The organism is Kitasatospora sp. NPDC094016 (genome assembly GCF_040304045.1).
GTDB lineage: Bacteria > Actinomycetota > Actinomycetes > Streptomycetales > Streptomycetaceae > Kitasatospora.
The window spans coordinates 19713-41410 of the sequence record NZ_JBEOUK010000023.1 but is presented as its reverse complement, the minus strand read 5'-3'; the positions used below and the strand labels follow the sequence as shown (position 1 = coordinate 41410).

The following is a 21698-nucleotide window of genomic DNA, read 5'->3' as shown; positions in this document are numbered from 1 at the left end:
ATCCGGGATCCGCCCGATGCCTCCGACAGGAGAATCCGTCCATGAACACGACCGTCCTGGTCCGCAAGCCCTTCGCCGCCGTGCTCGCCGTCGGCCTGCTGGCCGCCGCCCTCAGCGCGTGCAGCAGCAGCGGCGGCGGCAGCAGCGCGAAGTCCTCGGACACGGCCAAGAGCACCACCGCGGCCGCCGCGCCCCAGCCGTCCAGTGCCCCGGCCGCCGAACAGGTGACGTCCGGGCAGCCGTTCGGCACCGCGTGCGCGGCCGTCCCCAAGGACGGGGCGGGCAGCTTCAGCGGCATGGCCAAGGACCCGGTCGCCACCGCCGCCTCCAACAACCCGCTGCTGTCCACCCTCGTCACCGCCGTCAAGCAGGCCGGCCTGGTCGACACCCTCAACTCCGCGAAGAACATCACCGTCTTCGCCCCCACCAACGACGCCTTCGCCAAGCTCCCGAAGAAGGACCTCGACGCCGTCCTCGCCGACAAGGACAAGCTCACCAAGATCCTCACCTACCACGTCGTCCCCCAGCGCCTGGCTCCCGCGGCGCTCGCCGGCGGGCACAAGACCCTGGCCGCCGACGACCTCACCGTGACCGGCGCCGCCCCGGACTTCACCGTCAACTCCGCCGCCAAGGTGCTGTGCGGCGACGTCCAGACCGCCAACGCCACCGTCTACATCGTCGACACCGTCTTGATGCCCGCGTCCTGACCCGGCATCAGCCCATGAACCGCGGCCCCCGGCGAACAACCCCCCGGTAGCCGGGGGCCGCACCCCCACCTCCCCCGCCCCGCCGGCTTGCCCACCAGGCAAATATGTAGACCGACCGACATATTCTCCCCACGTCTCACAGGCCCGCCCGTGCACAGGAAGTCGGACCCGCCGACCTCCTGTGCACGTTGGCGTGGGCGGCACTGCGGCACTCACGAGGGAAATATGTAGACCGACGACCGACCTACACATTTCTTCTCGACCACGCTTCCAGCCGCGCGAGAAGTCGACAGGTCCGACTTCTCGCACACGCCGAACCGCTCCCGCTTCCCGGCTGCCCACCCCGCACCGCACCGCACCGCACAGGAAGTCGGGCAGGCCGACTTCCGGTGCGCACTGCGGGCGCGATCAAATCTGTAGACCGATCGGTATATTCACTCCGGAACCAGCGGTGCGGGCCTGCGGGCGGGTGGGCAAGGCTGTGCGGCGCACGTGTCGCGGTTCCGCAGGGGCGGGGGTTCAGCGCAGCAGGTGCTCCAGCTGGTCGAGGGCGGTGGGCAGGTCTCGGGGGCGCAGGGCGCCCGGAGGGCGGCGGGGGCCGGTCCAGCCGGGGCCGGCCGTCAGGACGACGGGACGGGTGCGGGCACCGCAAGGGCCCCAGGCGGTCTCGGCGACACGGCGGGCCAGGGCCCGGTCGGCGGTGCGGGCGACCTGGGACCACAGCAGGACAGCGGGCGGGCCGGTGCGGCGGACCGCTTCCAGCAGGGCTTCGGTCGGCAGGGCCGGGCCGAACATTCGAAACGGCAGACCCCGTTCGGCCAGCCCCGCAGCCAGCGCCTCCAGCGGCAGGGCGTGCAGTTCGGCGGGCATGCCCGCGAGCAGGACGGCCGGACCCTGCGGCGGCTCGACCCGGTCGGCGGCGCGGCGCAGAGCGGCGGCGACGTGCCAGGACAGCAGGTGCTCGACCTCGACGTAGCGCTCACCCTCGGCGGCCCACTTGCGGCCGGCGGCGCGCAGCGCGGGCATCATCACCTCGGTCCAGGCGGCGACCGGGCCGAGGGTGTCGACGCTGTGTCGCAGGATCCGGGCGAGCTCGGGGGCGTCGAGGCGAACGGCCGCGCGGGCCAGCCCCCGGCATTCGGGGCGGACGGTGCCGACGGGCAGGGTGTTCCCGCCGCCGCGGGTCGGCGCGCCGGCCGGCGGCCCCGGCGGCTCGGACGGCCCGGACGGCCCGGACGGCCCTGACGCCTCGGAGCCCTCTGACGGCCCGGACGGTCCCGGAGCCTCGGCGGCGAGGGCGAGGGCGAGGCGGGCGGCCTCGGCCGGGGTGACGCCGCGGGCGGTCAGGCGGCACATCTCTGCCAGGACGGCGACGTCCCGCGGGCTCCACTGACGGTGGCGCCCCGGGTCGCGCCGGGCGGGGCCGATGCCGTAGCGGCGCTCCCAGGAGCGGACGGTGGTCGGGGAAACGCCGAGCATGCGGGCGAGGGCACCGGTGGTCAGGCTGGCCTGGGCCGGCGGCCGGCCGGCGGAGGCAGGCGCGGAGACGGGGACCGGGACGGGGACGGGGACGGGGACGGGCACATGCGTGAGCCTATGCGGGGCAGGCCGAGGCGGCGGGCGTCGCGGATGCGGGCGGCAAGCAGTGCTCGTTCCCCGGGAAGCCATCGGCGCTGCGCAGGAAGTCGGGCCAGTCGACTTCCTGCGCAGCACCGCGATCGCGGGTTCGGGGGGAATATGTAGGTCGGTCTACAGATTTGGCAGGCAGGTGTGAGCGCGGGGTTGTGTCGGGTGGGGCGGGGGGTCGGCGAGTTGGGTGCGCAGGCGTAGCAGGGCGTCGCGGATGCGGGTCTTGACGGTGCCGAGCGGGGCGCCGAGGGCTTCGGCGGCCTGGGCTTGGGTGCGGCCGCCGTAGTAGACCAGCAGCAGGCATTCGCGCTGGACGTCGGTGAGGGTGGCCAGGGCGCGACGGAGCCGTTCGCGTTCCCGGCCGCGGTCCAGGTCGCGTTCGACCTGGTCGGCGACCTCGTCGAAGACCGGGGTGTAGGCGCGCAGGGCGGCGGTGCGGTCGCGGTCGGCGGTGGCCTGGGCGGAGCGGACCCGGTCGACGGCGCGCCGGTGGGCGAGGGTGAGCATCCAGGGCAGGACCTCGCCGCGTTCGGGGCGGTAGCGTGCCGCCTCCCGCCACACCTGTAGGAACACCTCCTGGGTGACCTCCTCGGCCTGGGCGTGGTCGCGCAGCACCCGCAGCACGAGGCCCAGGACGGTCCCGGCGGTGGCGGCGTACAGCTCCTCGAAGGCCCGCTCGTCGCCGCCGGCCACACGTGCCGCCAGGGCGCGCAGTCCGGCCCGTCCGCCGTCGCCCGGGGGTTCGGTGCCGGGGGGTTCGATGCGGGGCGTCTCGTCTGCCGGGGGCCGGGGTGTCGGAGGCCGGGGTGCCGGGGGCCGGGGTGCCGGGCGGTCGATCAGTGCGTGCACACTGCGACCGTCTCGGAGCGGCCACCGCCCGGGCTACTCGCATCGTTTGCGCATCGTTGTGCCCGCGTGCGTGCTCCCCGGGCTGCCGTGGCGGTCCGTCCCGTCCGGCTCGTTCGGCCTGTTCGGTCTCGAAGCGTTGCGAGCCGCGTCACTTTCGCGGTGGCGGTGCAGCAGGGCGGTGCCGGGGGCCGTCATGGGGGCGAAGGTGACGGCGGAACAGTGAAGAGAGCGAGGGCGGCGGGTGAGGCTGCGCAGGGCCGGTCCCGGGATCGACTTCGTCGAGTGGGCGGGCTGCGGACTGGGTCGGCCGGGTGAGGGCGACGCGGTGCCGGGCCCCTTGCCCCGGCCCCCCTGCTGCGGGCCCCACCAGCGGCGATCTAGGGTGCAGGCATGATCTCCTCACCGATATCCGGCCCCGACCAGGCGATGCGGGTGCTGATGGAGGGCAATGCCCGTTTCGTCGCGGGCAGCCCGGAGCACCCCAACCAGGACGCCGGGCGCAGGGCCGCCCTCGCTCCGGCTCAGCGGCCCTTCGCGGTGCTGTTCGGCTGTTCGGACTCCCGGCTGGCGGCCGAGATCATCTTCGACCGGGGGCTGGGCGACCTGTTCGTGGTGCGGACGGCCGGGCACGTCACCGGGGCGGAGGCGCTGGGCAGCATCGAGTACGGGGTGAGCGTGCTGGAGTGCCCGCTGGTGGTGGTGCTGGGGCACGACTCGTGCGGCGCGGTGGGCGCGGCGATGGAGGCTCTGGACCAGGGGCGGCTGCCGGGCGGGTTCGTGCGGGACGTGGTGGAGCGGGTCACCCCGAGTGTGGTGTCGGCCCGGGCCGCGGGCATCGAGGACCCGGACGGGATCGTCGACGAGCACATCCGCCAGACCGTGGACCTGCTGCTGGAGCGTTCCCAGTTGCTGGCCGCCAAGGTGGCCGAGGGCTCGGCGGCCGTCGTGGGTCTGTCCTACCGGCTGCGCGACGGCCAGGCCCGTACGGTGGCCGCTCGCGGTCCGGTCAGCGCCGCGTTCTGACGGCCGGCCCGTACGGGCGCTGAACCCGCCCGTACGGCCGAACCGGCGTGTCGGGTCGGCCGTACGTGTCGGGCCGAGCCGGCGCGTGCGGGGCCGTCCGGCGTAGCGCCGTCCGCCGGGGCCGGGAACGCCGGGGCCGGGAACGCCGTGTCCGATCACCGCCAGCGCCCCCTTCCCGGGCGGGGGCAGAGTCGGAGGCCGGCAACGGTTTCCCACTCAAGGACGGCATTCCCGTGCACAAGGCCACCGATCTCAAGGTCCTCTACTTCGGCACCCCGGTGGTGCTGATCAGCTCGCGCAACGAGGACGGCAGCGCCAACCTGGCGCCGATGTCCTCGGCGTGGTGGCTGGGGCAGTCCTGCGTGCTGGGTCTCGGCAACACTGCCCAGACGGCCGTCAACCTGCGGCGCGAGGGCGAGTGCGTGCTGAACCTGCCCTCCTCCGGGCAGGTCGACGCCGTCGACGCCCTCGCGATGCTGACCGCCAACCCGGATCTGACCGAGCGCCGGCGGCAGCAGGGCTACCGCTTCGAGCGGGGCAAGTTCGCCGTTGCCGGGCTCACCGAGCAGCCGTCGGAGCTGGTGCGGGCACCGCGCGTCGCCGAGTGCCCGGTCCAGTTGGAGTGCCGGTTGGAGGCGGCCACGCCGCTGGCGGGCAACCCGCACTGCACCGCCTTCGAGGTCACTGTGGTGCGCGCGCACGTCGAGGAGCGCCTGCTCGTGCCCGGTACGGACCACTACGTGGACCCGCTCGGCTGGGATCCGCTGATCATGAAGTTCTGCGAGTTCTTCGGCGACGGGCGCCGGCTCGCCCCCTCCCGCCTCGCCGAGGGCTGGCAGATGCCGGGCCGCCTGCCCGTCGGTGTCCGGGCCTGATACCCCGCCGTGGGTCCGCGAGCCCCCGCCGCCCGCCCGGCCGTCCGACGAGCCGTCCGCCTACCCGACCACCCGGCCGAGCGACCACCCGGCCGAGCGGCCGATCGCCTAGTCGGCCGCCGCGGTGGGCACGAGGTCGTGGAGCAGGAAGTGGAGCTCCGTGTCGTCCGTCGACTCCATCCACAACCCGTCGGCGTCGAGCACCGAGGCCGCGACCGTCCGCGCCTCGGCGACGAGTTCGGGGTGGGAGTCGAAGCCCGGCCACGGCAGGACGGGGAAGTCGTTGTCCTCGCCGAAGCGCCGCACCCGTTCGATGTCGCCCAGGACGGCGGGCGGCAGCGACTCGTTCGCCCAGGACCACAGCCAGGTCTGCCGGGCGAGGCTGACGCTGCCGATCATCGTGAGCCGGCCGGTGAGGAACACCTCGCTCTTGCGCGACCACTTCCTCCTGCGCGACCAGGTGATCCGCGCGTCGTCCATCGACCAGTGGTACTGCACGTCACCGGACAGTCCGAAGCGCTCGACCATGAGGGCCTGCCGCGAGCCGGCACGTTCGCGAGCCGCGATCACGACGCCTTCCCACCGGGAGTGGTCGTGCTTCGAGTGGTCGTCCACCGTGCCTCCTCGTACGGAACTGCCGGCAAGATCATCCCATCCGGCCCGCTGCTCCGTCCGGGCCTGTCGGCCCCACCCCGGCGTGATCCGGAGGAGAGTCCTACGCGCTGGCCCCGCAGGAGTCGCAGACGCGGGTGGCGGGCAGTTGGAGGAAGCAGGAGGGGCAGATCGCCGGGGGGCGGGGCGGGGTGGCGGCGGCCGCCTTGCGGTTGACGGCCGCTTGCAGGCGCGGGGCCAGGGCGGGGGTGCCGCCGTCGGCGGGCAGTTGGGCGCCGAAGTGCCGGTAGCAGGCGAGGCGGGCGGCGGCGGCGTGGTGTTCGCGGTCCATGTCCGCTGCCAGCGGCGGCTGTCCGGCCACGGCCAGCACTTCCTGGTAGCCGACGCCGACCATGCCGTCGGTGGAGTGGACCACCAGTGCGGTCAGCGGCGGGTCCCCCCGGCGGTGTGCCTCGCGCACCACCAGGGCCAGGACCTTGCCGATCCAGGTCCGCTGGTGCACCCGGGTGCGCACGCCGGCCGCCTCCTGCACGGTCTCGGCCAGTTCCGAGTAGGTGATCACCGCGTGGTAGCGGCGGGCCACGTCCACCAGGGCCGGGTAGGCGGCCCTGGTCCAGGCGACCTGGGCCTGGGTGGAGCTGACCGCCGAACCGTCCGCGACCCGCCAGTAGCCGCGCTGTTGCTGTTCCATTCGACCGCCCCTGAAACCTCGTCCGCCGGCCCCCGCCGGGAGCGAGGCTACCCCGCCCCGTGGCGCCCCGGGCCGCCGGGGGCTTGACTTCAAGTGCTGTTGAAGTCGTCGAATGGGTCCCGACCGCAGCCGTACGGGCATCGCGGTCGATGCCCCGCCCGTACGGAACGACCCGGGTCCGGGGCCGCCTGCTTCCCGATCGTGCCGCAGGCGGCCCCGGTCCGGTCGTCGTCCGCCGGCCCTCCACCCGCCACGGGGCGCAGGCCGGGCACCACCAGCAGAACCGGGGCCGGGCGTCACCCGGCAGAACCGGGGGCCGGGCTCAGGCCGCGGCTTCGGCGAGGGTGTGCGCGACGAGGGCGTTGGCGTGGCCGTGGCCCAGGCCGTGCTCGGTCTTGAGCCAGGCGACGAGCTCCATGTGCTTGCCGAGCGGGGAGGCGCAGATGAGGTCCTTCCACTCGGCGACGGGTCGGCCGTACTTCTTCTCGATGGACGGGAAGTAGCTGGCGGGGCCCTTGGCGGGGGTGGCGGTCATGGTCGGTACGCCCTTTCGAAAACGGATGCGGTCGCGGTCTCCAGAGGTAGGACCGCGACCGCATCGTCAACTCATCGCCCAGCGGGAGTGATCTGCGTCATACTCCGACCTTGCGCTTGGCCCGCCGCCCGGTGACGGGGGCGGAGGCGAGGGCGGGCGCGGGGTCGGCGTTCCAGGCGGCGACGGGGTTGCCGAGCCAGCGGGTGGTGCCGGGGACGTTCTCGCCGCGCATGACCAGGGAGGCGGGGCCGACGGTGGTGCCGGCGCCGAGGGAGGAGTTGAGCAGGACGATGGAGTGCGGGCCGGTAGTGGAGCCGGGGCCGAGGTGGACGGGGCCCAGGCGCATGACCCGGTCGTGGAAGAGGTGGGTCTGCAGGACGGTGCCGCGGTTGACGCTGGCGCCGGCCTCGACGGTGACGAGGTCGCTCTCGGGCAGCCAGTGGGTCTCGCACCACACGCCGCGCCCGATGTGGGCGCCGAGGCTGCGCAGCCAGGCGTTGAGGTAGGGCGTGCCGGTGATGCTGGAGCCGCCGAAGGGCATGGCGAGTTCCTCGACGAAGCTGTCGTAGAGCTCGTTGCGCCACACGAAGGTGGACCACAGGGGGTGTTCGGCGACGCGGAAGCGCCCGACGAGGAGCCACTTGGCGGCGGTGGTGACCAGGCAGGCGACGACGGCGGCGCCGATGAGGACGAGGCCGGCGGCGGCCAGGGCACGCGGGAGGCCGTAGTCGTCGCGCAGTTCCTGGAGGGTGGCGAGGACGAGGTCGCCGAGGAGGGCGGCGAGGACGATGGGCAGCAGGCGGCACAGTTCGACGCCGGCGCGGGCCCACATCAGGCGCCGGGGCGGGTTGTAGGTGCGGGCGTCGCCGCCGGCGGCCGCGACGCGCGGCAGGGCGAAGGCGGGGCGGCCGAGCCAGGAGGAGCCTTCGGGGGCGTTGACGGGGGTGTCGGACAGGACGCCGACGAGGGAGTTGTCGGGCAGTCGGCGGCCGGGGCCGACGATGCCGGAGTTGCCGACGAAGGAGCGGCGCCCGACGTGCGAGGGGCCGATGTGCAGCCAGCCGGCGCGCAGTTCGTAGGGGGCGACGAGGGTGTCGTCGGCGAGGAAGGCGCCGTCGTCGACGCGCATCAGGCCGGGCAGGGCCAGGACGGTGGAGGCTTCGACGCGGCGGCCGACCTTGGCGCCGAGCAGGCGCAGCCACACCGGGGTGAAGAGGCTGGCGTAGAAGGGGAAGAGGGTGCGCCGCGCGGTGTCGCTGAGCCGGGTGACGGCCCAGGCGCAGTAGGCGACGCGGCCGTGGGCGGGGTGGAAGCCGGGGCGCAGCGGGATGGACAGGAGGCGGACCATGATCGCTATCAGCGTGGCGTGGCACACCAGGGTGAGGGCGGCCAGCGGGATGGTGGCGGGCAGGAGTTGGAGGAGGGCCGCGGTGAGGGTGCGGTCGGTGTCGACCATCGTGAAGACGATGGCGAGCGCGGGGAGGGCGGCGATGATCGGCAGGAGGCCGAAGACGGTCAGGCCGACGCCGTAGGCGAGGTTCCAGAAGCGGGAGCGGGGGGTGGCGGCGGCCGCGGGCCAGGTGGTGCGGGCCTCGGTGGAGGGCCGGGCCGGGGAGCCGTGCCAGTGTTCGCCGGCGGGTACGGCGCCGGTGACGCAGGAGCCGGGGGCGATGTCGGCGCCGGCGCCGATGCGGGCGCCGGGCATGAGGGTGGAGCGGCCGCCGATGCGGGCGCCGTCGCCGATGTCGATGTGGCCCAGGTGGAGGGTGTCGCCGTCGAGCCACCAGCCGGCGATGTCGGCTTCGGGTTCGACGGTGGCGCCGGCGCCGATGCGGGCGAGGCCGGTGACGGGGGGCAGGGTGTGCAGGAGGACGCCGGTGCCGATGCGGCAGCCGAGCGCGCGGGCGTAGCGCAGGGCCCAGGGGGTGCCGGCGAGGGCGCCGACGCCGAAGAGGGTGACGGCGCGTTCGGCGGCCCACAGTCGCAGGTGGGCCTGGCCGCCGCGGGGGTGGCTGCCGGGGCGCAGGCCGGCGGTGAGCAGGCGGGCGGTGCCGGCGGCGAGGAGGGTGCGGCCGGGGGCGCTGTAGAAGAGGAGGAGGCCGGCGGCGACGGGCCACCAGGAGCTGTGCGGGGCCCAGCTGAGGTGGTTGCCGATGAGGTTGTCGAAGGCGGTGAGGGCGAGGATCCAGCGCAGTCCGGAGATGCCGAAGACGCCGAGCAGGATGAGGGTCTGCCACAGGCCGGCGCTGGCGGGGGTGCGGCGCACGGTGCGGGCGGGGGCGGGGGTGGGGGTGTGTGCGGCGGCGCCGGTATGAGGGGGGCCGGCGAGGTTGTCGAGGTAGTCGGCGAGGTCGCCGAGGACGGGGTGGGCGTAGAGGTCGGCGACGGAGACGCCGGGGTGGCGGGTGCGCAGTTCGGAGACGAGGCGGGCGGCGGTGAGGCTGGAGCCGCCGAGGGCGAAGAAGTCGTCGCCGTGGCCGGGGGCCATGCCGAGCATGCTCTCCCAGCGGCCGGCGAGCCAGCCGGCGGTGCCGTCCAGGGGGGCGGCGGTGCCGGGGGTGGCGGTGCCGGTGGTGGCGAGCGGCCAGGGCAGGGCGTTGCGGTCGACCTTGCCGGAGGTGCGGGTGGGCAGGGAGTCGACGAGGGCGAGGACGGGCACGAGCGGGGCGGGCAGGCGTCCGAGCAGGTGCTGGCGGGCGGCGGTGAGGTCGGGGGTGGTGCCGGGCTGGGCGACGAGGTAGCCGACCAGCAGGTCGGCGCCGGCGGGGCTCTTGCGGACGGCGGCGGCCGCGGCGCGGATGCCGGGCAGGGCCTGGAGGGCGGCGTCGATCTCGCCGAGTTCGATGCGCCGGCCGCCGAGTTTGATCTGGTCGTCGGCGCGGCCGACGAAGACGAGGCCTTCGGGGTCGTTGCGCACGAGGTCGCCGCTGCGGTAGACGCGGGGGGAGGTGAGGGCGGGGTGGGCGCTGAACTTCTCGGCGTCCTTGGCGGGGTCGAGGTAGCGGGCGGTGCCGATGCCGGTGATGAGGAGTTCGCCGGTCTCGTACCAGGGGACGGGGTGGCCGGCGGCGTCGACGACGGCGATCTCCCAGCCGTCCAGGGGGGTGCCGATGCGTACGGGCTGGCCGGGGAGCATGCGGGCGGCGGTGGCGACGACGGTGGTCTCGGTGGGGCCGTAGGTGTTCCAGAACTCGCGGCCGGGGGTGGCGAGGCGCTCGACGAGTTCGGCGGGGCAGGCCTCGCCGCCGACGATGATCAGGCGCACGGCGTCCAGGCACTCCTGCGGCCACAGGGCGAGCAGGGTGGGGACGGTGGAGATGGCGGTGATGCGGCGCTCGACGAGCCAGGGGCCGAGGTCGGTGCCGGCCTTGACGAGGGAGCGGGGGGCGGGCACCAGGCAGGCGCCGTGGCGCCAGGCCAGCCACATCTCCTCGCAGGAGGCGTCGAAGGCCACCGACAGGCCGGCCAGGACGCGGTCGCCGGGGCCGAGCGGCTGCTGCTGGAGGAAGAGGCGGGCCTCGGCGTCGACGAAGGCGGCCGCGGAGCGGTGGGTGACGGCGACGCCCTTGGGGCGGCCGGTGGTGCCGGAGGTGAAGATGATCCACGCGTCGTCGTCGGGGGTGGGCCAGGCGGGGTTGCCGCGGGGCCCGGCCGCGGAGCCGGGGGCGAGCCGGCGTTCGGCGCCGAGGACGGCGCACACCTGGGCGTCCTGCCAGATCATGTCGGCGCGCTCGTCGGGGTCGTCGGCGTCGACGGGCACGTAGGCGGCGCCGCAGCGCAGCACGGCCAGGATGGCGACGTACAGGTCCGCGGTGCCGGAGGGGATGCGCACGCCGACCCGGTCTCCGGTGCCGATGCCGTGCCCGGCGAGGACGCCGGCGAGGGTGTCGACCTCGTGCATGAGGGCGCGGTAGTCGAGTACGGCGGTGCCGGTGTCCAGCGCGGGTGCGTGCGGGTGGGCGTCGGCGGTGGCGGTGACGATGTCGAGCAGGCTGCGGGGGTGCGCGGGCCGGACGGCCGGCCAACCGGCGGCGTGGGCGGGCGCGGGACGGTTCAGCGTTCCCGGGCCTGCCATGTCCTGGCGTGCGTCCATAAGGAGTGTCCTCGGCTGAGAGTAGTCATGAAGGATGAATGCGGGGAGTCACCTTGCGTGGTGCCTCACTCACCATGACTCGACTGGGAGCCCGCTGGATGCCGTGGAGGTGGAGTCAAAGGAACTTTTCATTTTCGGCGACATATGGGGGCATCAGGGAACGATTCGAAAGTCATTTCGGGGTTTTTCGATCGCTTTCGGTGGCGAAGGGTAATCGCCGGAGGCAGGAGGCATATGACGGGAAGGCGAAGAGTGGTCTACGCCATAGCGGCGGGGACGCTACCGGTAGTGAAAGCGGATCCACCAAATCTGGAGGTTTAGCGATGACGGTGGCCGGATCCCGCCGGTGGCCGGCCGGGGGCGGGGGCGGCGCGTCCGACAGCGCGGCCGGCCACGCCGAAGGCGGCACGGAGGGCGGCGCGCGGCTCGTCTGGTACGCGGCGTACGGGTCGAACCTGCACGCCGCCCGGCTCGCCTGCTACCTGCGCGGCGGCCGCCCCGACGGCGGCACGCACACCTGTCCCGGCTGCCGCGACCACCGCCCGCCGCGCCGGGACGTGGCCGCGGTGCTGCCCGGCACGCTGTACTTCGCGCGGGAGTCGGCGGTGTGGGGCGGCGGCAGCGGCTTCTACGATCCGGACGCACCGGATGAACTTCCTTGCCGCATCTATCTGGTGACGGTCAGTCAGTTCAGTGACATCGCCGCCCAGGAGATGCGCCGCTCCCCCGGCGCCGACCTCGACCTCACCCGCGCCCTCGCACACGGACGCGACCGGCTCGGGCCCGGCCGGTACGAGACGCTGGTGCACGGGGGCGAGTTGGACGGGCACCCGCTGCTGACCTTCACCGCCCCCGAAGGCCTGGCCGGCGCCCAACTCAACCCGCCCTCGGCGCCCTATCTGCGCACCCTGGCCGCCGGCCTGGCCGAGTCCCACGGCTGGAACGCGCGCCGCTGCGCCGACTACCTGGCCTCCCGCCCGGGCGCCGCCGGGCACTGGAACGCGGCGGACGTCCTGGCCGTACTGGGCGGTGGTCTGGACCTTTAGGAGTTGTTCACCCCGTGGTGACCGTACGGTGACAACTACGTGGGTTCCGGCCACATCAGGCAAAGGAAACGCCAGAGCGCCGCACGGGCGGACCGGCGCTTCCGGCCGGCGGGTGGCGGCGGGAAGCGGCGGCCACTCAGCGGCTCCGTCAAAGGCGGTTTTAAGATCGCGCCCTTCAGCTTGAGCGCTGGCCGTGCAGGAGGAGGGGGACGGCGCGGTTGGCGAGGGCTTCGGCGGCGCGGGCGGCCTGGGCGGGGGCCATGACGTCCGGGAGTTCGTGGGCGGGGACGAAGCGGGCGCCGAACAGGCCGCTGCGGTGCCGGGGCGGGACGGTGAGGCGGACGTCGTCGTGCACGGTGCCGCCGTCGAAGACCAGGTTGAGGCGCTCCAGGTAACGGTCGGCGGGGGTGAAGTCGACCGCGAGGACGTCGGCGAGACGCAGGTTGAGGCCGGTCTCGGCGTGGAGGTGGCGGGCGGCGGCGAGGTTCGGGGGCTCGTTGGGCTGGGCTGCGCCGCCGGGGAGGATCAGGCCGTCCATGTAGTCGGGGTCGACGAGCAGGACGTCGCCGCGTGGGTTGCGGACGAGGACGAGGCAGCCGAGCCGGCACACGGGCGGCTTGGCGAGGAGACGGGGGTCGCGCACGGGCGGTTCACTTCCTGAGGGCGGCAAGGAGTACGAGGGAGAAGCCCGCCCACCACAGCAGGCGGACCAGGAGTTCAGCCGTCACGCGTCAGGCGCTCGTAGCGCAGGCCCTTGCGCAACAGGTCCATGACCCTCAACAGTTCGAACGGGCGGACGCAACCGAGGCCGATCAGGTAGCAGCCGGTCCTGCGGCCGTACTCCCAATCCACCTCCACCGAAGGCAACTTCACCCCGCCCAGGGCGAGGACGGTGGTCAGGTCGTCGACGACGTCGGCCGCCTGCCGCCGCTGGTCGGCCGTGGCGCGATAGACCTTCTCCCCCATCACGCCCCCACCTGCCGTCGGACCTCGAACCCCCGCCACGCGCTGAAGGCGGCGGAGAAGGAGGAGAAGGAGGCCAGCGCACCCGAGGTGCCGCTGCGCAGCCACTCCCCCGTCGTCTCGTTCCGCACCCGGTAGCACCGGCCCTCCGAGTCCCAGCGCACCCCGTAGCCGTGCAACCGGGGCACTTGGACATCACCCATGGGAGTAACCTTCCGCGATCAGAGTTTCACGTTCTGTGCACATGATGGCCTGGTGCCATCTAGCATCGGAAGCGATATGCGACTTGCTGTCAGGTCAACCGTGAGTTGGGGGTTTCCATGAACAAGAAGACCATCGACCCGACCTCGTCCCCGTGGGCCGCCTTCGGAGTTCAACTCCGCAGGTCACGCGAAGCAGTTGGGCTCACCCAGGTCCAGCTGGCGAAGAAGGTCGGGTGCACCGCATCGCACCTGTCCTACGTCGAACTTGCGCACCGACCGCCGAGCCTGCAGCTGGCGGAGCTGGCCGACCAGGAGCTCAAGACCGGCGGCACGCTGGTGCTGATGTACTGGCAGCTCAAGCACACGACGTTGTTGGAGGGCTTCCCGGAGTACGCCAACTACGAGGCCCGCGCGGAGCAGATCAAGCTCTTCGAGATCAACGTCATCCCCGGGCTCCTGCAGACTCGCGCGTACGCAACCGCGATTGAGTCGGGATATGTGAGGCAGGGCGCTGCACTCCCAGAACAGGCCGATGAACGTATCAACTTCCGGCTTGCCCGACAGCACATCCTGGAGCGGACTCCACCTCCGGTCCTGCACGCGGTGATGGACGAAAGCTGCCTGAGGCGACTCGTCGGCGGCCGGGACGTCATGATCGAGCAACTGCTCCACCTTGAACAGTTGGCTGATCGGCCCAACGTGGTCATTCAGGTGGCGCCGCACTCTCTGGGCGAGAACCGGCCGTTCACTCGCGTGGTGCAGCTCCTTACCATGCCGAACCGCAAAATTCTCAGCTACGGCGAGATCGAGCAGCGCGGTTACATAGAACGGGATATCCAGTCAGTTTCGGCGTTGGCCAGGAGCTACGATCGCCTTGTGGTCGAGGCCATGAACCAGGCCGACTCAGTGGCCATGATCCGCGCGGTACGGAGGGATCTGGAATGGACGTCAATCTGACTGACGCTCGCTGGCGAAAGAGTTCGTACAGCGGCGGCAACGGAGGAACCTGCGTGGAGGTCGCTGACGGCTTTACCGGCGTGATGCCGGTCCGTGACTCCAAAGACCCTTTCGGTCCGGCCCTCCTCTTTTCCTCCGCCGCCTGGCAGTCCTTCGTCGCCGCCGTCCGGACCGGCGAGTTCGAGGCCTGATAGCAGCAACTCCGGCCCCGCCGCCCCGATCCAGGGCGACGGGGCCTTCTCAACCCCTGGAGGCCTTCGAGGAGACCGGGCTCACCGACGACGTCGACCAACTGACCGACGCCTACAAGAACATGTCGCACGGCATCGTCGCCCTGGTCTTCCGCTGCCACCCCCAGGACGGCGCCGAGCACCGCTCGGACGAGTCGACCGCCATCGCCTGGCTGACCCCCGCCGAACACCCCGCATGAGAAGTCGACCCACCCGACTTCCCACTCCACGACTACGGCGGCCTCCAGTCGGCACCGCCGGGGGCGGGGAGGAGGAGGGGCCCGTCGGCGAACCGGGTCGACCCGGGCGCCGACGTCACCGGGATGCCCCGTGTTTCACCTGCGGAGGAGGTCTGCGGCGGCGAGGCGTTCGAGGAGCAGGGCCGTGGCGGGGCTGACCCGGTGGCTGTCGCCGGGGGTGAGCCAGGCGATCTCGGCGATCTCGCTGCCGGGGGCCGGTGTGCCGGCGTGGTCGGCGGTGTGGCAGGTGATCCTGACGGTCGCGCCGGCTGGTTTGCCGTCGGCCGGGGCGTGGACGGTCAGGGCGGGGGCGATGGTGGCGGGGTCCAGGGTGACGCCGAGTTCTTCGGCGATTTCCCTGGCCAGGGCCTGCTCGTTGCTCTCACCGGGTTCGGGCTTGCCCCCGGGCAGGTAGAAGAGGGTTCTGCCGTGGGTGCGGGCGGCGAGGACCCGGCCGCCCTCCAGCCGGATCCATGCGGCTTCCTCGATCGGCTCGGGCATCGTGTGCGCCCTCGTCAGGCCGCGGTGGGCGCGCCGGCGACGCGGCGTTCGCCGCCGTTGCGCTCGCGCCACGCCCGGTAGACGTCGATGGCCGCGTCGCTGGGCCGGTAGCGCATCGGCAGCCGGCGCTCGTCCCAGTTCTTGGCGAACTCGGTGTAGAAGGTGGCGAGTTCGAAGTACTTGCGGTCGTCGACGTAGTGCGGTTCGTAGTCGTCGCGGGTGGTGAGGAAGACGACCTCGTCGGGGCTGCAGTAGTAGAGCGAGCCCAGGCACATCGGGCAGGGGTGGGCGAGGACGTAGATGGTGGTGCCGGTCAGGTGCTCGGTGCCGAGCCTCGTGCAGGCGTCGCGGATGGCGAGGATCTCGGCGTGCGCGGTGGGGTCGCCGGTCTGGGCGACCTTGTTCGCACTCTCGGCGAGGATCTCGCCGTCCTTGACGATGACGGTGGCGAACGGGCGCCCGCCTTCGGCGACGTTGCGGCGGGCGAGGTCGATGGTGTGCTGGGCGAAGTCCACGGTGGCGGTTCCTTGCTGGTCGGGGGGTGGGGCGGCGGGCCGGGGGACCTGTCGGTCGACCCCGGCCCGCACGGGGATCAGAACGGCTTGGTGGGCAGGTACTTGCCGTCCAGGGTGATGACGGCGCGGTGGCCGCCCTCCGGGTCCTCGACGGTCTTGACGTCGAGCTTGAAGTTGATGGCGCTGATGATGCCGTCGCCGAGCTGCTCGTGGACCAGGGCCTTGAGGGTGGTGCCGTAGACCTGGAGCATCTCGTAGAAGCGGTAGATGGTCGGGTCGGTGGGGATGCCGCCGGGGATGCTGCCGCGCAGCGGGATGGTCTGGAGCAGCCGGGCCGCGTCCTCGTCCAGGCCCAGGAGCTCGGTGACGGCCTTGGCCGCGTCGGCGGGCAGGGCGTGCTGGCCGAGCAGCGCGGCGGTGACGAAGGCGACGGACAGGCCGGTCGTGTCGGCGAGCTCCTGCCAGGTGAGGTCCTTGCGGGTCTTGGCGTCGACGACCTCCAGGGCGAGCTGCTGACGGGCGGTCTGGTCGAACTGCGCGTGCACCATGGGGTGTGCCTTTCGGGGATGGGTCCGGGGCGGGTGCCCGGACCTGGTCTGGGGTGGTGGGAGGCAATGGCCGGAGGGGACGGGGTGGTCAGCCCGCCAGGGCGACGAACCGTCCGCTGTCGGTGTCGAGCGTCTCGGCGGAGCCGGATCCGATGTCGTAGACCCAGCCGTGCAGGGTCACCCTGCCCTGCACCAGGGCCTTGGCCACCGACGGGTGGGTCTTCAGGTTGGCCAGCTGGGCGAGGACGTTGTCCTTCACCAGAGCGGCGACCCGCTCCGCGCCGGCCGGGTGCTCGCCCGCGTCGGTGCGGGCCTTGGCGACGTCCGCGTGGTGCAGCCAGGTGGCGACGGCGGGCAGGCCGGTGAGGTCGCCGCCGGAGGCGAGGGCGGTCATCGCGCCGCACGCGGAGTGCCCGCAGACGATCACGTCCGTGACCCCGAGTACGCCGACCGCGTACTCGATGCTCGCCCCGACACCGTCCGCGGCCCGGGTGTACGGGGGCACGAGGTTGCCGGCGGTGCGGATGACGAACAGCTCGCCCGGATCGGTCTGGGTGATCAGCTCCGGCACGACCCGGGCATCCGAGCAGCCGATGAACAGCGCGGTCGGCTGATGGGTGGTGGCGAGCTTCTTGAACAGTGCCGCCCGGGTCGGGAACACCTCCCGGCTGAACCGCTGGAAACCCTGCGCCATCTCGTTCATGAGGTCACTCCTTCTTCGACGACCGTTGGTGCCTGCCGATGACCTCAACGATGCATGACCTGGGCCTATAGCGTCCAAGACGCGGTATCCATCATTGCCATCAGTGCTGCCTATAATTGGCTCATGGAACTGCGCCACCTCCGGTACCTGCTCGCCGTGGCCGAGCACGCCAACTTCACCCGCGCCGCCGAAGCCCTGCACGTCTCGCAGCCGACCCTCTCGCAGCAGATCAAGCAGCTGGAGAGCTCACTGCACGTGCAGCTCCTCGACCGCTCCGGGCGCACCGTACGCCTCACCGACGCCGGCCAGGCCTACGCCCACTACGCGCGCCGGGCCCTGCGCGACCTCGCGGCGGCCGAGCGCGCGGTGCGGGACGTCAAGGACCTCTCACGCGGCACCCTGCGCCTGGCCGTGACCCCGACCTTCACCGCCTACCTGACCGGGCCGCTCATCGGGGACTTCCACGCGCGCCACCCCGGGATCAGCCTGGACGTCCGCGAGATGGCACAGGAACGCATCGAGTCCGAGCTGGCCGCCGACCAGCTCGACCTCGGCATCGCCTTCGAGGGGGCGCACCTGCCGGCCATCACCGCCACCACCCTGTTCACCGAGCACCTCGGCCTCGTCGTCGCCTCCGACCACCCGTACGCGGCCCACTCGGGCCCGCTCCCGGTCCGCGCACTGGGCGACCAGCAACTCGCCCTGCTCAGCGGTGACTTCGCGACCCGGCAGCACATCGACCGGTTCCTCGCCGACCATCGGGTCCGGCCGCGGACCGCCATCGAGGCCAATTCCGTCGGCGCGCTCGTCGCGATCGTCCAACGCACCGGCCTGGCCACCGTGCTACCCGACGCCACCACCCGCGAACACCCCCACCTGCGCTCCGTCCCGGTCGACCCGCCGCTCCCCTCGCGCGCCGTCGCCCTGCTCCGCCGGGACACCGCCTACCAGAGCGCCGCCGCCCGCTCCTTCAGCGACCTCGCCCGGCACCGCGCCCACACCTTCGACCACAACCCCGACGGCCCGGCCTGAAGCAGGTCGCGCCCGTTCGCCCCGGGCGGCGCAGGTCCGGACCGGGCGGGAACCGGCGACTCCCGCCCGAGAGAAGACCACCCCGACGACCGCGGAGTGGGAAGTCGGCCAGGCCGACTTCCCACTCCGCCCGCCCGCGCCCTGCGCACCGGCGGGCCCGGTCACGCACTCAGGACGAGCCGCCCTCACCACGGATCAACCGCAGCGCAGGCCCCGCACGCCCGGCCACCCGCCCGGCCCTGCGCCGCTCGGCTTCCCGCTCGGCCACCAGGTCCGCCGACACGCGGGCACCCAACGCCCGCAGCTCGGCCTTGCGCTCCTCGTCGGCCTCCTCATCGCCCGGGTACGCTGCCACGTGCTTGACGCCGTGCTCGTCCTCCCAGGCATAGCTGCGGTAGTGCGTCGTCGCCTCGTCCTCCGCCACAGGGAACCTCCGCTCCTCGTCTTCGGGGTGACCCACCGTAGGCGACCGACCCGCACCGCAAAAGGGGCCGTGACGCCCGCACCGCACACCCCGTCACGCGGCTGACGGGCCGCTTGCCGCCCTCAGGCCGCGGGCCACGCCCCCTCACGGGCCGTCCGTCGCCGACGGCCGTTCCCCCGATCGAGGGAAGGGGCGCCCGTCCGTGCGCCCGCCCCGGGCCGAACCGGGACACTGAGGCCATGAGGATCTGGAACGGACCCGTCCTGGGCGTGGTGGCACTGGCCGCCGCCGCCATGCCGAGCCTGCTCGCCACGGTGCCGGCACGGGCACAGGCCGCCGCTCCGGCGGTGGCCGCCCACTCCGCCGAGCGCACGTCCCGGCGCGACGTCTACGTGCCGCGCATTCTCTCCCCTCGGGCGGGGGCGGTCTGGCGGGTCGGCGAGCGGGTCGACGTCACCTGGGACGTCTCGGATCCGCCGGCGCAGATCACCAACCGCACGGGGTCCATCGCCTTGCGCGTGGGCGGCGTCACCCTCCTCGACCGGGTCCTCGCCAGTGACTTCGACATCCTGCTGGGACGGATGGAGGTGACCGTGCCGGACGTCCCCCCTGGAGACGACTACCGGGTCGTCCTCTCCGGTGATTCCGGCAACTGGTCCGAGCCCTTCACGATCACGTCGGACGGCCGGGCCGCCCCACCGCCGGGTGCGCCGGCTACTCGTCGTCGGTGAAACTGACCGAGCCGATGCCGCTCTGGACGCTCGAACCACCCGCCCTGATGGTCCCGATCTCGTCCTGGCAGCCGGCGCCGAGGAAGACGGCCACCTCCGCGTCGGTGTCGTTGTACAGCTCGGCGACGCGGCGGCCGAGGTCGTAGCACCGGTCGCCCTCGGGATTCTCCAGCGTGTGCTCCTGGTTGTTGCTGATGTAGGTGAACGTCCCTTCCGCGGCTTGGGCGTTGGACGGGACCGCGATGCACAGAACCACAGCGGCACCGACGGTGACCAGCGTCCTTCCGAGGCTCTTCACGGACTCCTCTCCTTTGAACGACGGGCTTCCTCAGCGCTGCCAGTGTGGCCGTTCGGACACGCGAGGACGCGGGACGTCACTCGAATGGCCCTTCGACGGCGTTTCCCCGTCCCCCGAGGAGCGGTGTCGGGCGACAGAGGGTTCGCCCCCGATCCACCCGCCAACTTCTTTGTGTCATCTGCCAGTACGGCGGCCCGGCGGGGCGGAGGAGACTTTCCGCCACGGCCGCGACCCGGCGGGCGACACACAGGAGGGCGGCACGTGGGCGTTCAGCAGTACGACGGGATCGGCGAGGCGTTCGAGGGGTTCAAGTCCCTGCCCCTGATCCGTTACGGGGAGGTGCCGAGCTTCCTGGGCCTGGTCGGGGACGTGGCCGGCAGGTCGGTCCTCGACCTGGCGTGCGGCACCGGCTTCTACAGCAGGGAGTTCAAGCGGCGCGGCGCCGCCGACGTCCTCGGCGTCGACATCTCCGTCGAGATGGTCGCCGCCGCGCGCGCGATCGAGCGGCGCGAGCCACTGGGCGTGCGCTACGAGGTCGGCGACGTGGCCGAACTGCGCCCCCTCGACCGGAAGTTCGACATCGCGCTGGGAGTGCAGTGCCTCAACTACGCCGAGGACGTCGCGGCGATGGAGCGGATGTGCCGCAACATCCACCGGAGCCTGGTGCCGGGCGGGGAGTTCTTCGTGCTCGCCCAGAAACCCGACTACCGCTTCGACTGCCCCTCCCTGGACAGGTACGGGTTCCGCTGCGAGCCGACCGGCGAGGAGATCGAGACGGGCCCGCGGGTGCGGATCACGGCCCTCCTCGACCCGCAGCCGATCAGCATCGTGGGCGCGGCCCCGCGCCGCGAGGTCTACGAGGAGTGCCTGCGGGCGGCCGGGTTCGGCGACGCCGAGTGGGTCCCACTGCAGGTGTCCGAAGCGGGCCTGCGCGAGTTCGGCGAGGACTTCTGGGCGGACCTCCTCGCCAGCCCGCCACTGGAACTGCTGCGCTGCCGCGCCTGACCGGCCCGCAGCCGTCTGCGCCTCAGCTCCGGTCGAAGGCCAACAGGGCCGGCCGGCCGAGCGTAGCCACCGCCCGGCCGGCCCCTCAGCGGGCCGGGCGCGGCGGGTGGGCGGGCGCCGTCCAGGACGCGTGGGCGTTGAACGTCAGGCCCGCCCGGCCCGAGGGGAGCGTGTGGTCCGGGTCGTTGCGGACGACCTCGATGCGGTGGCTCTCGACGTACAGCGCGGTGAGGTGCAGGCCCGGCGCGGGGGCGCGGACCTCCTGCCGCTCCCGGGTCATGGCGGCGACGAAACGCGTGCTGTCGTAGCCGAGTTCGCGGCTGAGGGAGGCGGCCGCCCTGGCGCCGCGGCCCTCGATCTCGACGCCCGCCTCGAACCCGACGGACAGGCCGACGGCTTCGCGGCAGGCCTGCGACTGCGCCTCGTCCACCCCCCACGGGACGGTGGCGCCGACCGTGCCCGGGCCCGGGTCCTCCCGCAGGTCGGTGACCGCGACCCGGGTGTAGAACCGCTTGCGCCGCACCGTGTACGTCGGCGAGTTGCGCAGGATCCACTCCGTGGACGCGCCCCGGTCGAGGACGGCGGTGCACGGGAGGACCACCTCCCGGTCGACGACCGGTTCGGTCCGCTCGGGCACCTCGCCTCCGTCCGTGACGGCCGGGCCCTTCGCCGTCCCCTGCCGGACCTGCCGCATCGGCACGTCCAGCACGTGGACGTCGCCGGGGTCCTCCCCCTCGTAGTCGCCGTCGAAGTAGGAGATCCAGGTCGCGATGCCGGGGGTCAGCAGGCAGCCCGTGCCGCCGGGGATCGTCTCGGGGCGGACGGTCTCGGGGATCTCCAGCCCGCCGCGCCCGCGCCAGGCGCCGACGGCCACGTAGGGGCGTCCGCCGATCTCCTCCTTCACGCAGCGCAGGTCGCCCTGGGCGACGAAGGCCGCGCCGCCGAGGTCGCGCAGGACGTCACGGGGCCCGTGGACCGTGTCCGAGGACCACAGCGCGCTCAGCGCCCGGTACCCGGGAGGGGCCACCGGCACCAGGCCGCGCAGCACCCCGTCGGAGTCGGTGACCTTGCGCCACTGCTTGGGCTCGGCCAGCGCGGCCGAGCCGCCGGTGCTCCCCCGCACCCAGGTCATCGGGGCGTCGTCGGGGATGACGCTGCACAGGGCGTGGTAGCCCTCGGGCGGTCTCGTCTCGCCGGTGCTGAAGACGAAGGTGAGTTCGCCGAACTGCTGTGGTGCCGAGTAGCTCATATCCGCTCCTCCTGTCGGACGGCTCGCGACTCCCGGAACG

Annotated in this window: 25 protein-coding genes and 1 pseudogene; 10 read left to right on the top strand and 16 right to left on the bottom strand. The window is 72.9% G+C overall.

What is annotated here, in order from left to right:
* Positions 1 to 41: 41 nt before the first annotated feature.
* Positions 42 to 707, top strand: coding sequence for a fasciclin domain-containing protein (locus ABT015_RS21520; protein WP_350881356.1), 666 nt, complete (start codon positions 42 to 44; stop codon positions 705 to 707).
* A 519-nt stretch (positions 708 to 1226) separates the two neighbouring features.
* Here ABT015_RS21520 and ABT015_RS21515 read toward each other — a convergent pair.
* Complete coding sequence (locus ABT015_RS21515) at positions 1227 to 2291, bottom strand: MerR family transcriptional regulator (protein WP_502897367.1); 1065 nt, start codon at positions 2289 to 2291, stop codon at positions 1227 to 1229.
* Positions 2292 to 2456: 165 nt separating this feature from the next.
* Positions 2457 to 3098 (bottom strand): ECF RNA polymerase sigma factor SigK, encoded by a 642-nt coding sequence (sigK, locus tag ABT015_RS21510; RefSeq protein ID WP_402450285.1) that lies wholly within the window; start codon positions 3096 to 3098, stop codon positions 2457 to 2459.
* 477 nt (positions 3099 to 3575) lie between these two features.
* On the opposite strand from sigK, the gene ABT015_RS21505 reads away from it, so the two are divergent.
* On the top strand, positions 3576 to 4208 hold the full coding sequence (locus tag ABT015_RS21505) for a carbonic anhydrase (RefSeq protein WP_350881354.1): 633 nt from the start codon (positions 3576 to 3578) through the stop codon (positions 4206 to 4208).
* 233 nt (positions 4209 to 4441) lie between these two features.
* Entirely contained in the window at positions 4442 to 5083 is a 642-nt protein-coding gene (locus ABT015_RS21500; RefSeq protein WP_350881352.1) for a flavin reductase family protein, read from the top strand.
* A gap of 108 nt (positions 5084 to 5191) precedes the next feature.
* Here ABT015_RS21500 and ABT015_RS21495 read toward each other — a convergent pair whose 3' ends face one another.
* The 4 genes from ABT015_RS21495 to ABT015_RS21480 form a co-directional block, all read right to left on the bottom strand.
* The gene (locus ABT015_RS21495; RefSeq protein WP_350881350.1) at positions 5192 to 5698 is read right to left on the bottom strand and encodes a DUF6882 domain-containing protein; all 507 of its coding nucleotides are present in this window, start codon (positions 5696 to 5698) and stop codon (positions 5192 to 5194) included.
* A gap of 100 nt (positions 5699 to 5798) precedes the next feature.
* Positions 5799 to 6386: a hypothetical protein gene (locus tag ABT015_RS21490; protein ID WP_350881348.1), complete on the bottom strand. Its 588-nt coding sequence runs from the start codon at positions 6384 to 6386 to the stop codon at positions 5799 to 5801.
* Positions 6387 to 6708: 322 nt separating this feature from the next.
* A complete protein-coding gene (locus tag ABT015_RS21485) occupies positions 6709 to 6921 on the bottom strand; it encodes a DUF4287 domain-containing protein (protein WP_350881346.1) in 213 nt (70 codons plus the stop codon).
* Between the two features lie 97 nt (positions 6922 to 7018).
* The gene (locus ABT015_RS21480; RefSeq protein WP_350881344.1) at positions 7019 to 11014 is read right to left on the bottom strand and encodes a Pls/PosA family non-ribosomal peptide synthetase; all 3996 of its coding nucleotides are present in this window, start codon (positions 11012 to 11014) and stop codon (positions 7019 to 7021) included.
* 323 nt (positions 11015 to 11337) lie between these two features.
* On the opposite strand from ABT015_RS21480, the gene ABT015_RS21475 reads away from it, so the two are divergent.
* On the top strand, positions 11338 to 12060 hold the full coding sequence (locus ABT015_RS21475; RefSeq protein WP_350881342.1) for a histone deacetylase: 723 nt from the start codon (positions 11338 to 11340) through the stop codon (positions 12058 to 12060).
* A 175-nt stretch (positions 12061 to 12235) separates the two neighbouring features.
* On the opposite strand, the gene ABT015_RS21470 is transcribed toward ABT015_RS21475, so the two are convergent.
* From ABT015_RS21470 to ABT015_RS21460, 3 genes are all read right to left on the bottom strand, one after another.
* The gene (locus ABT015_RS21470) at positions 12236 to 12703 is read right to left on the bottom strand and encodes an NUDIX domain-containing protein (protein WP_350881340.1); all 468 of its coding nucleotides are present in this window, start codon (positions 12701 to 12703) and stop codon (positions 12236 to 12238) included.
* Between the two features lie 74 nt (positions 12704 to 12777).
* The gene (locus ABT015_RS21465; protein ID WP_350881338.1) at positions 12778 to 13026 is read right to left on the bottom strand and encodes a hypothetical protein; all 249 of its coding nucleotides are present in this window, start codon (positions 13024 to 13026) and stop codon (positions 12778 to 12780) included.
* The gene (locus ABT015_RS21460; RefSeq protein ID WP_350881336.1) at positions 13026 to 13226 is read right to left on the bottom strand and encodes a hypothetical protein; all 201 of its coding nucleotides are present in this window, start codon (positions 13224 to 13226) and stop codon (positions 13026 to 13028) included. Before ABT015_RS21460 ends, ABT015_RS21465 begins: the two co-directional genes overlap by 1 nt.
* 117 nt (positions 13227 to 13343) lie before the next feature.
* Here ABT015_RS21460 and ABT015_RS21455 point away from each other — a divergent pair, with 117 nt between their 5' ends.
* The 3 genes and pseudogenes from ABT015_RS21455 to ABT015_RS38005 form a co-directional block, all read left to right on the top strand.
* Entirely contained in the window at positions 13344 to 14183 is an 840-nt protein-coding gene (locus ABT015_RS21455) for a helix-turn-helix domain-containing protein (protein WP_350881334.1), read from the top strand.
* Positions 14168 to 14374 carry a DUF397 domain-containing protein gene (locus ABT015_RS21450; RefSeq protein ID WP_350881332.1) on the top strand — a complete coding sequence of 69 codons (207 nt, stop codon included), beginning with the start codon at positions 14168 to 14170 and terminating at the stop codon, positions 14372 to 14374. Before ABT015_RS21455 ends, ABT015_RS21450 begins: the two co-directional genes overlap by 16 nt.
* A gap of 59 nt (positions 14375 to 14433) precedes the next feature.
* Positions 14434 to 14601: pseudogene (locus ABT015_RS38005) on the top strand (NUDIX hydrolase); the annotation flags it as partial.
* A gap of 147 nt (positions 14602 to 14748) precedes the next feature.
* On the opposite strand, the gene ABT015_RS21445 reads toward ABT015_RS38005, so the two are convergent.
* The 4 genes from ABT015_RS21445 to ABT015_RS21430 all read right to left on the bottom strand — a co-directional run bounded on the left by ABT015_RS21445 (position 14749) and on the right by ABT015_RS21430 (position 16919).
* On the bottom strand, positions 14749 to 15153 hold the full coding sequence (locus tag ABT015_RS21445) for an NUDIX hydrolase (protein WP_350881330.1): 405 nt from the start codon (positions 15151 to 15153) through the stop codon (positions 14749 to 14751).
* Positions 15154 to 15167: 14 nt separating this feature from the next.
* Positions 15168 to 15668: a nucleoside deaminase gene (locus ABT015_RS21440; RefSeq protein WP_350881328.1), complete on the bottom strand. Its 501-nt coding sequence runs from the start codon at positions 15666 to 15668 to the stop codon at positions 15168 to 15170.
* Positions 15669 to 15745: 77 nt separating this feature from the next.
* The gene (gene cynS, locus ABT015_RS21435) at positions 15746 to 16216 is read right to left on the bottom strand and encodes a cyanase (protein ID WP_350881326.1); all 471 of its coding nucleotides are present in this window, start codon (positions 16214 to 16216) and stop codon (positions 15746 to 15748) included.
* Positions 16217 to 16304: 88 nt separating this feature from the next.
* Positions 16305 to 16919, bottom strand: coding sequence for a carbonic anhydrase (locus ABT015_RS21430; protein WP_350881324.1), 615 nt, complete (start codon positions 16917 to 16919; stop codon positions 16305 to 16307).
* 123 nt (positions 16920 to 17042) lie between these two features.
* On the opposite strand from ABT015_RS21430, the gene cynR reads away from it, so the two are divergent.
* A complete protein-coding gene (gene cynR, locus ABT015_RS21425) occupies positions 17043 to 17951 on the top strand; it encodes a transcriptional regulator CynR (RefSeq protein WP_350881322.1) in 909 nt (302 codons plus the stop codon).
* A gap of 169 nt (positions 17952 to 18120) precedes the next feature.
* Here cynR and ABT015_RS21420 read toward each other — a convergent pair whose 3' ends face one another.
* On the bottom strand, positions 18121 to 18375 hold the full coding sequence (locus ABT015_RS21420) for a hypothetical protein (protein ID WP_350881320.1): 255 nt from the start codon (positions 18373 to 18375) through the stop codon (positions 18121 to 18123).
* Positions 18376 to 18614: 239 nt separating this feature from the next.
* Between ABT015_RS21420 and ABT015_RS21415 the strand changes: the two genes are divergently transcribed.
* Positions 18615 to 19106, top strand: a complete 492-nt coding sequence (locus tag ABT015_RS21415) for a Ser-Thr-rich GPI-anchored membrane family protein (RefSeq protein WP_350881318.1) — start codon at positions 18615 to 18617, stop codon at positions 19104 to 19106.
* On the opposite strand, the gene ABT015_RS21410 is transcribed toward ABT015_RS21415, so the two are convergent.
* On the bottom strand, positions 19090 to 19404 hold the full coding sequence (locus tag ABT015_RS21410; RefSeq protein WP_350881316.1) for a hypothetical protein: 315 nt from the start codon (positions 19402 to 19404) through the stop codon (positions 19090 to 19092). The two genes, ABT015_RS21415 and ABT015_RS21410, sit on opposite strands and share 17 nt — an antisense overlap.
* Positions 19405 to 19665: 261 nt before the next feature.
* On the opposite strand from ABT015_RS21410, the gene ABT015_RS21405 reads away from it, so the two are divergent.
* On the top strand, positions 19666 to 20409 hold the full coding sequence (locus ABT015_RS21405) for a class I SAM-dependent methyltransferase (RefSeq protein WP_350881314.1): 744 nt from the start codon (positions 19666 to 19668) through the stop codon (positions 20407 to 20409).
* Between the two features lie 85 nt (positions 20410 to 20494).
* Here ABT015_RS21405 and ABT015_RS21400 read toward each other — a convergent pair whose 3' ends face one another.
* Complete coding sequence (locus ABT015_RS21400; RefSeq protein ID WP_350881312.1) at positions 20495 to 21658, bottom strand: hypothetical protein; 1164 nt, start codon at positions 21656 to 21658, stop codon at positions 20495 to 20497.
* Between the last annotated feature and the right edge of the window lie 40 nt (positions 21659 to 21698).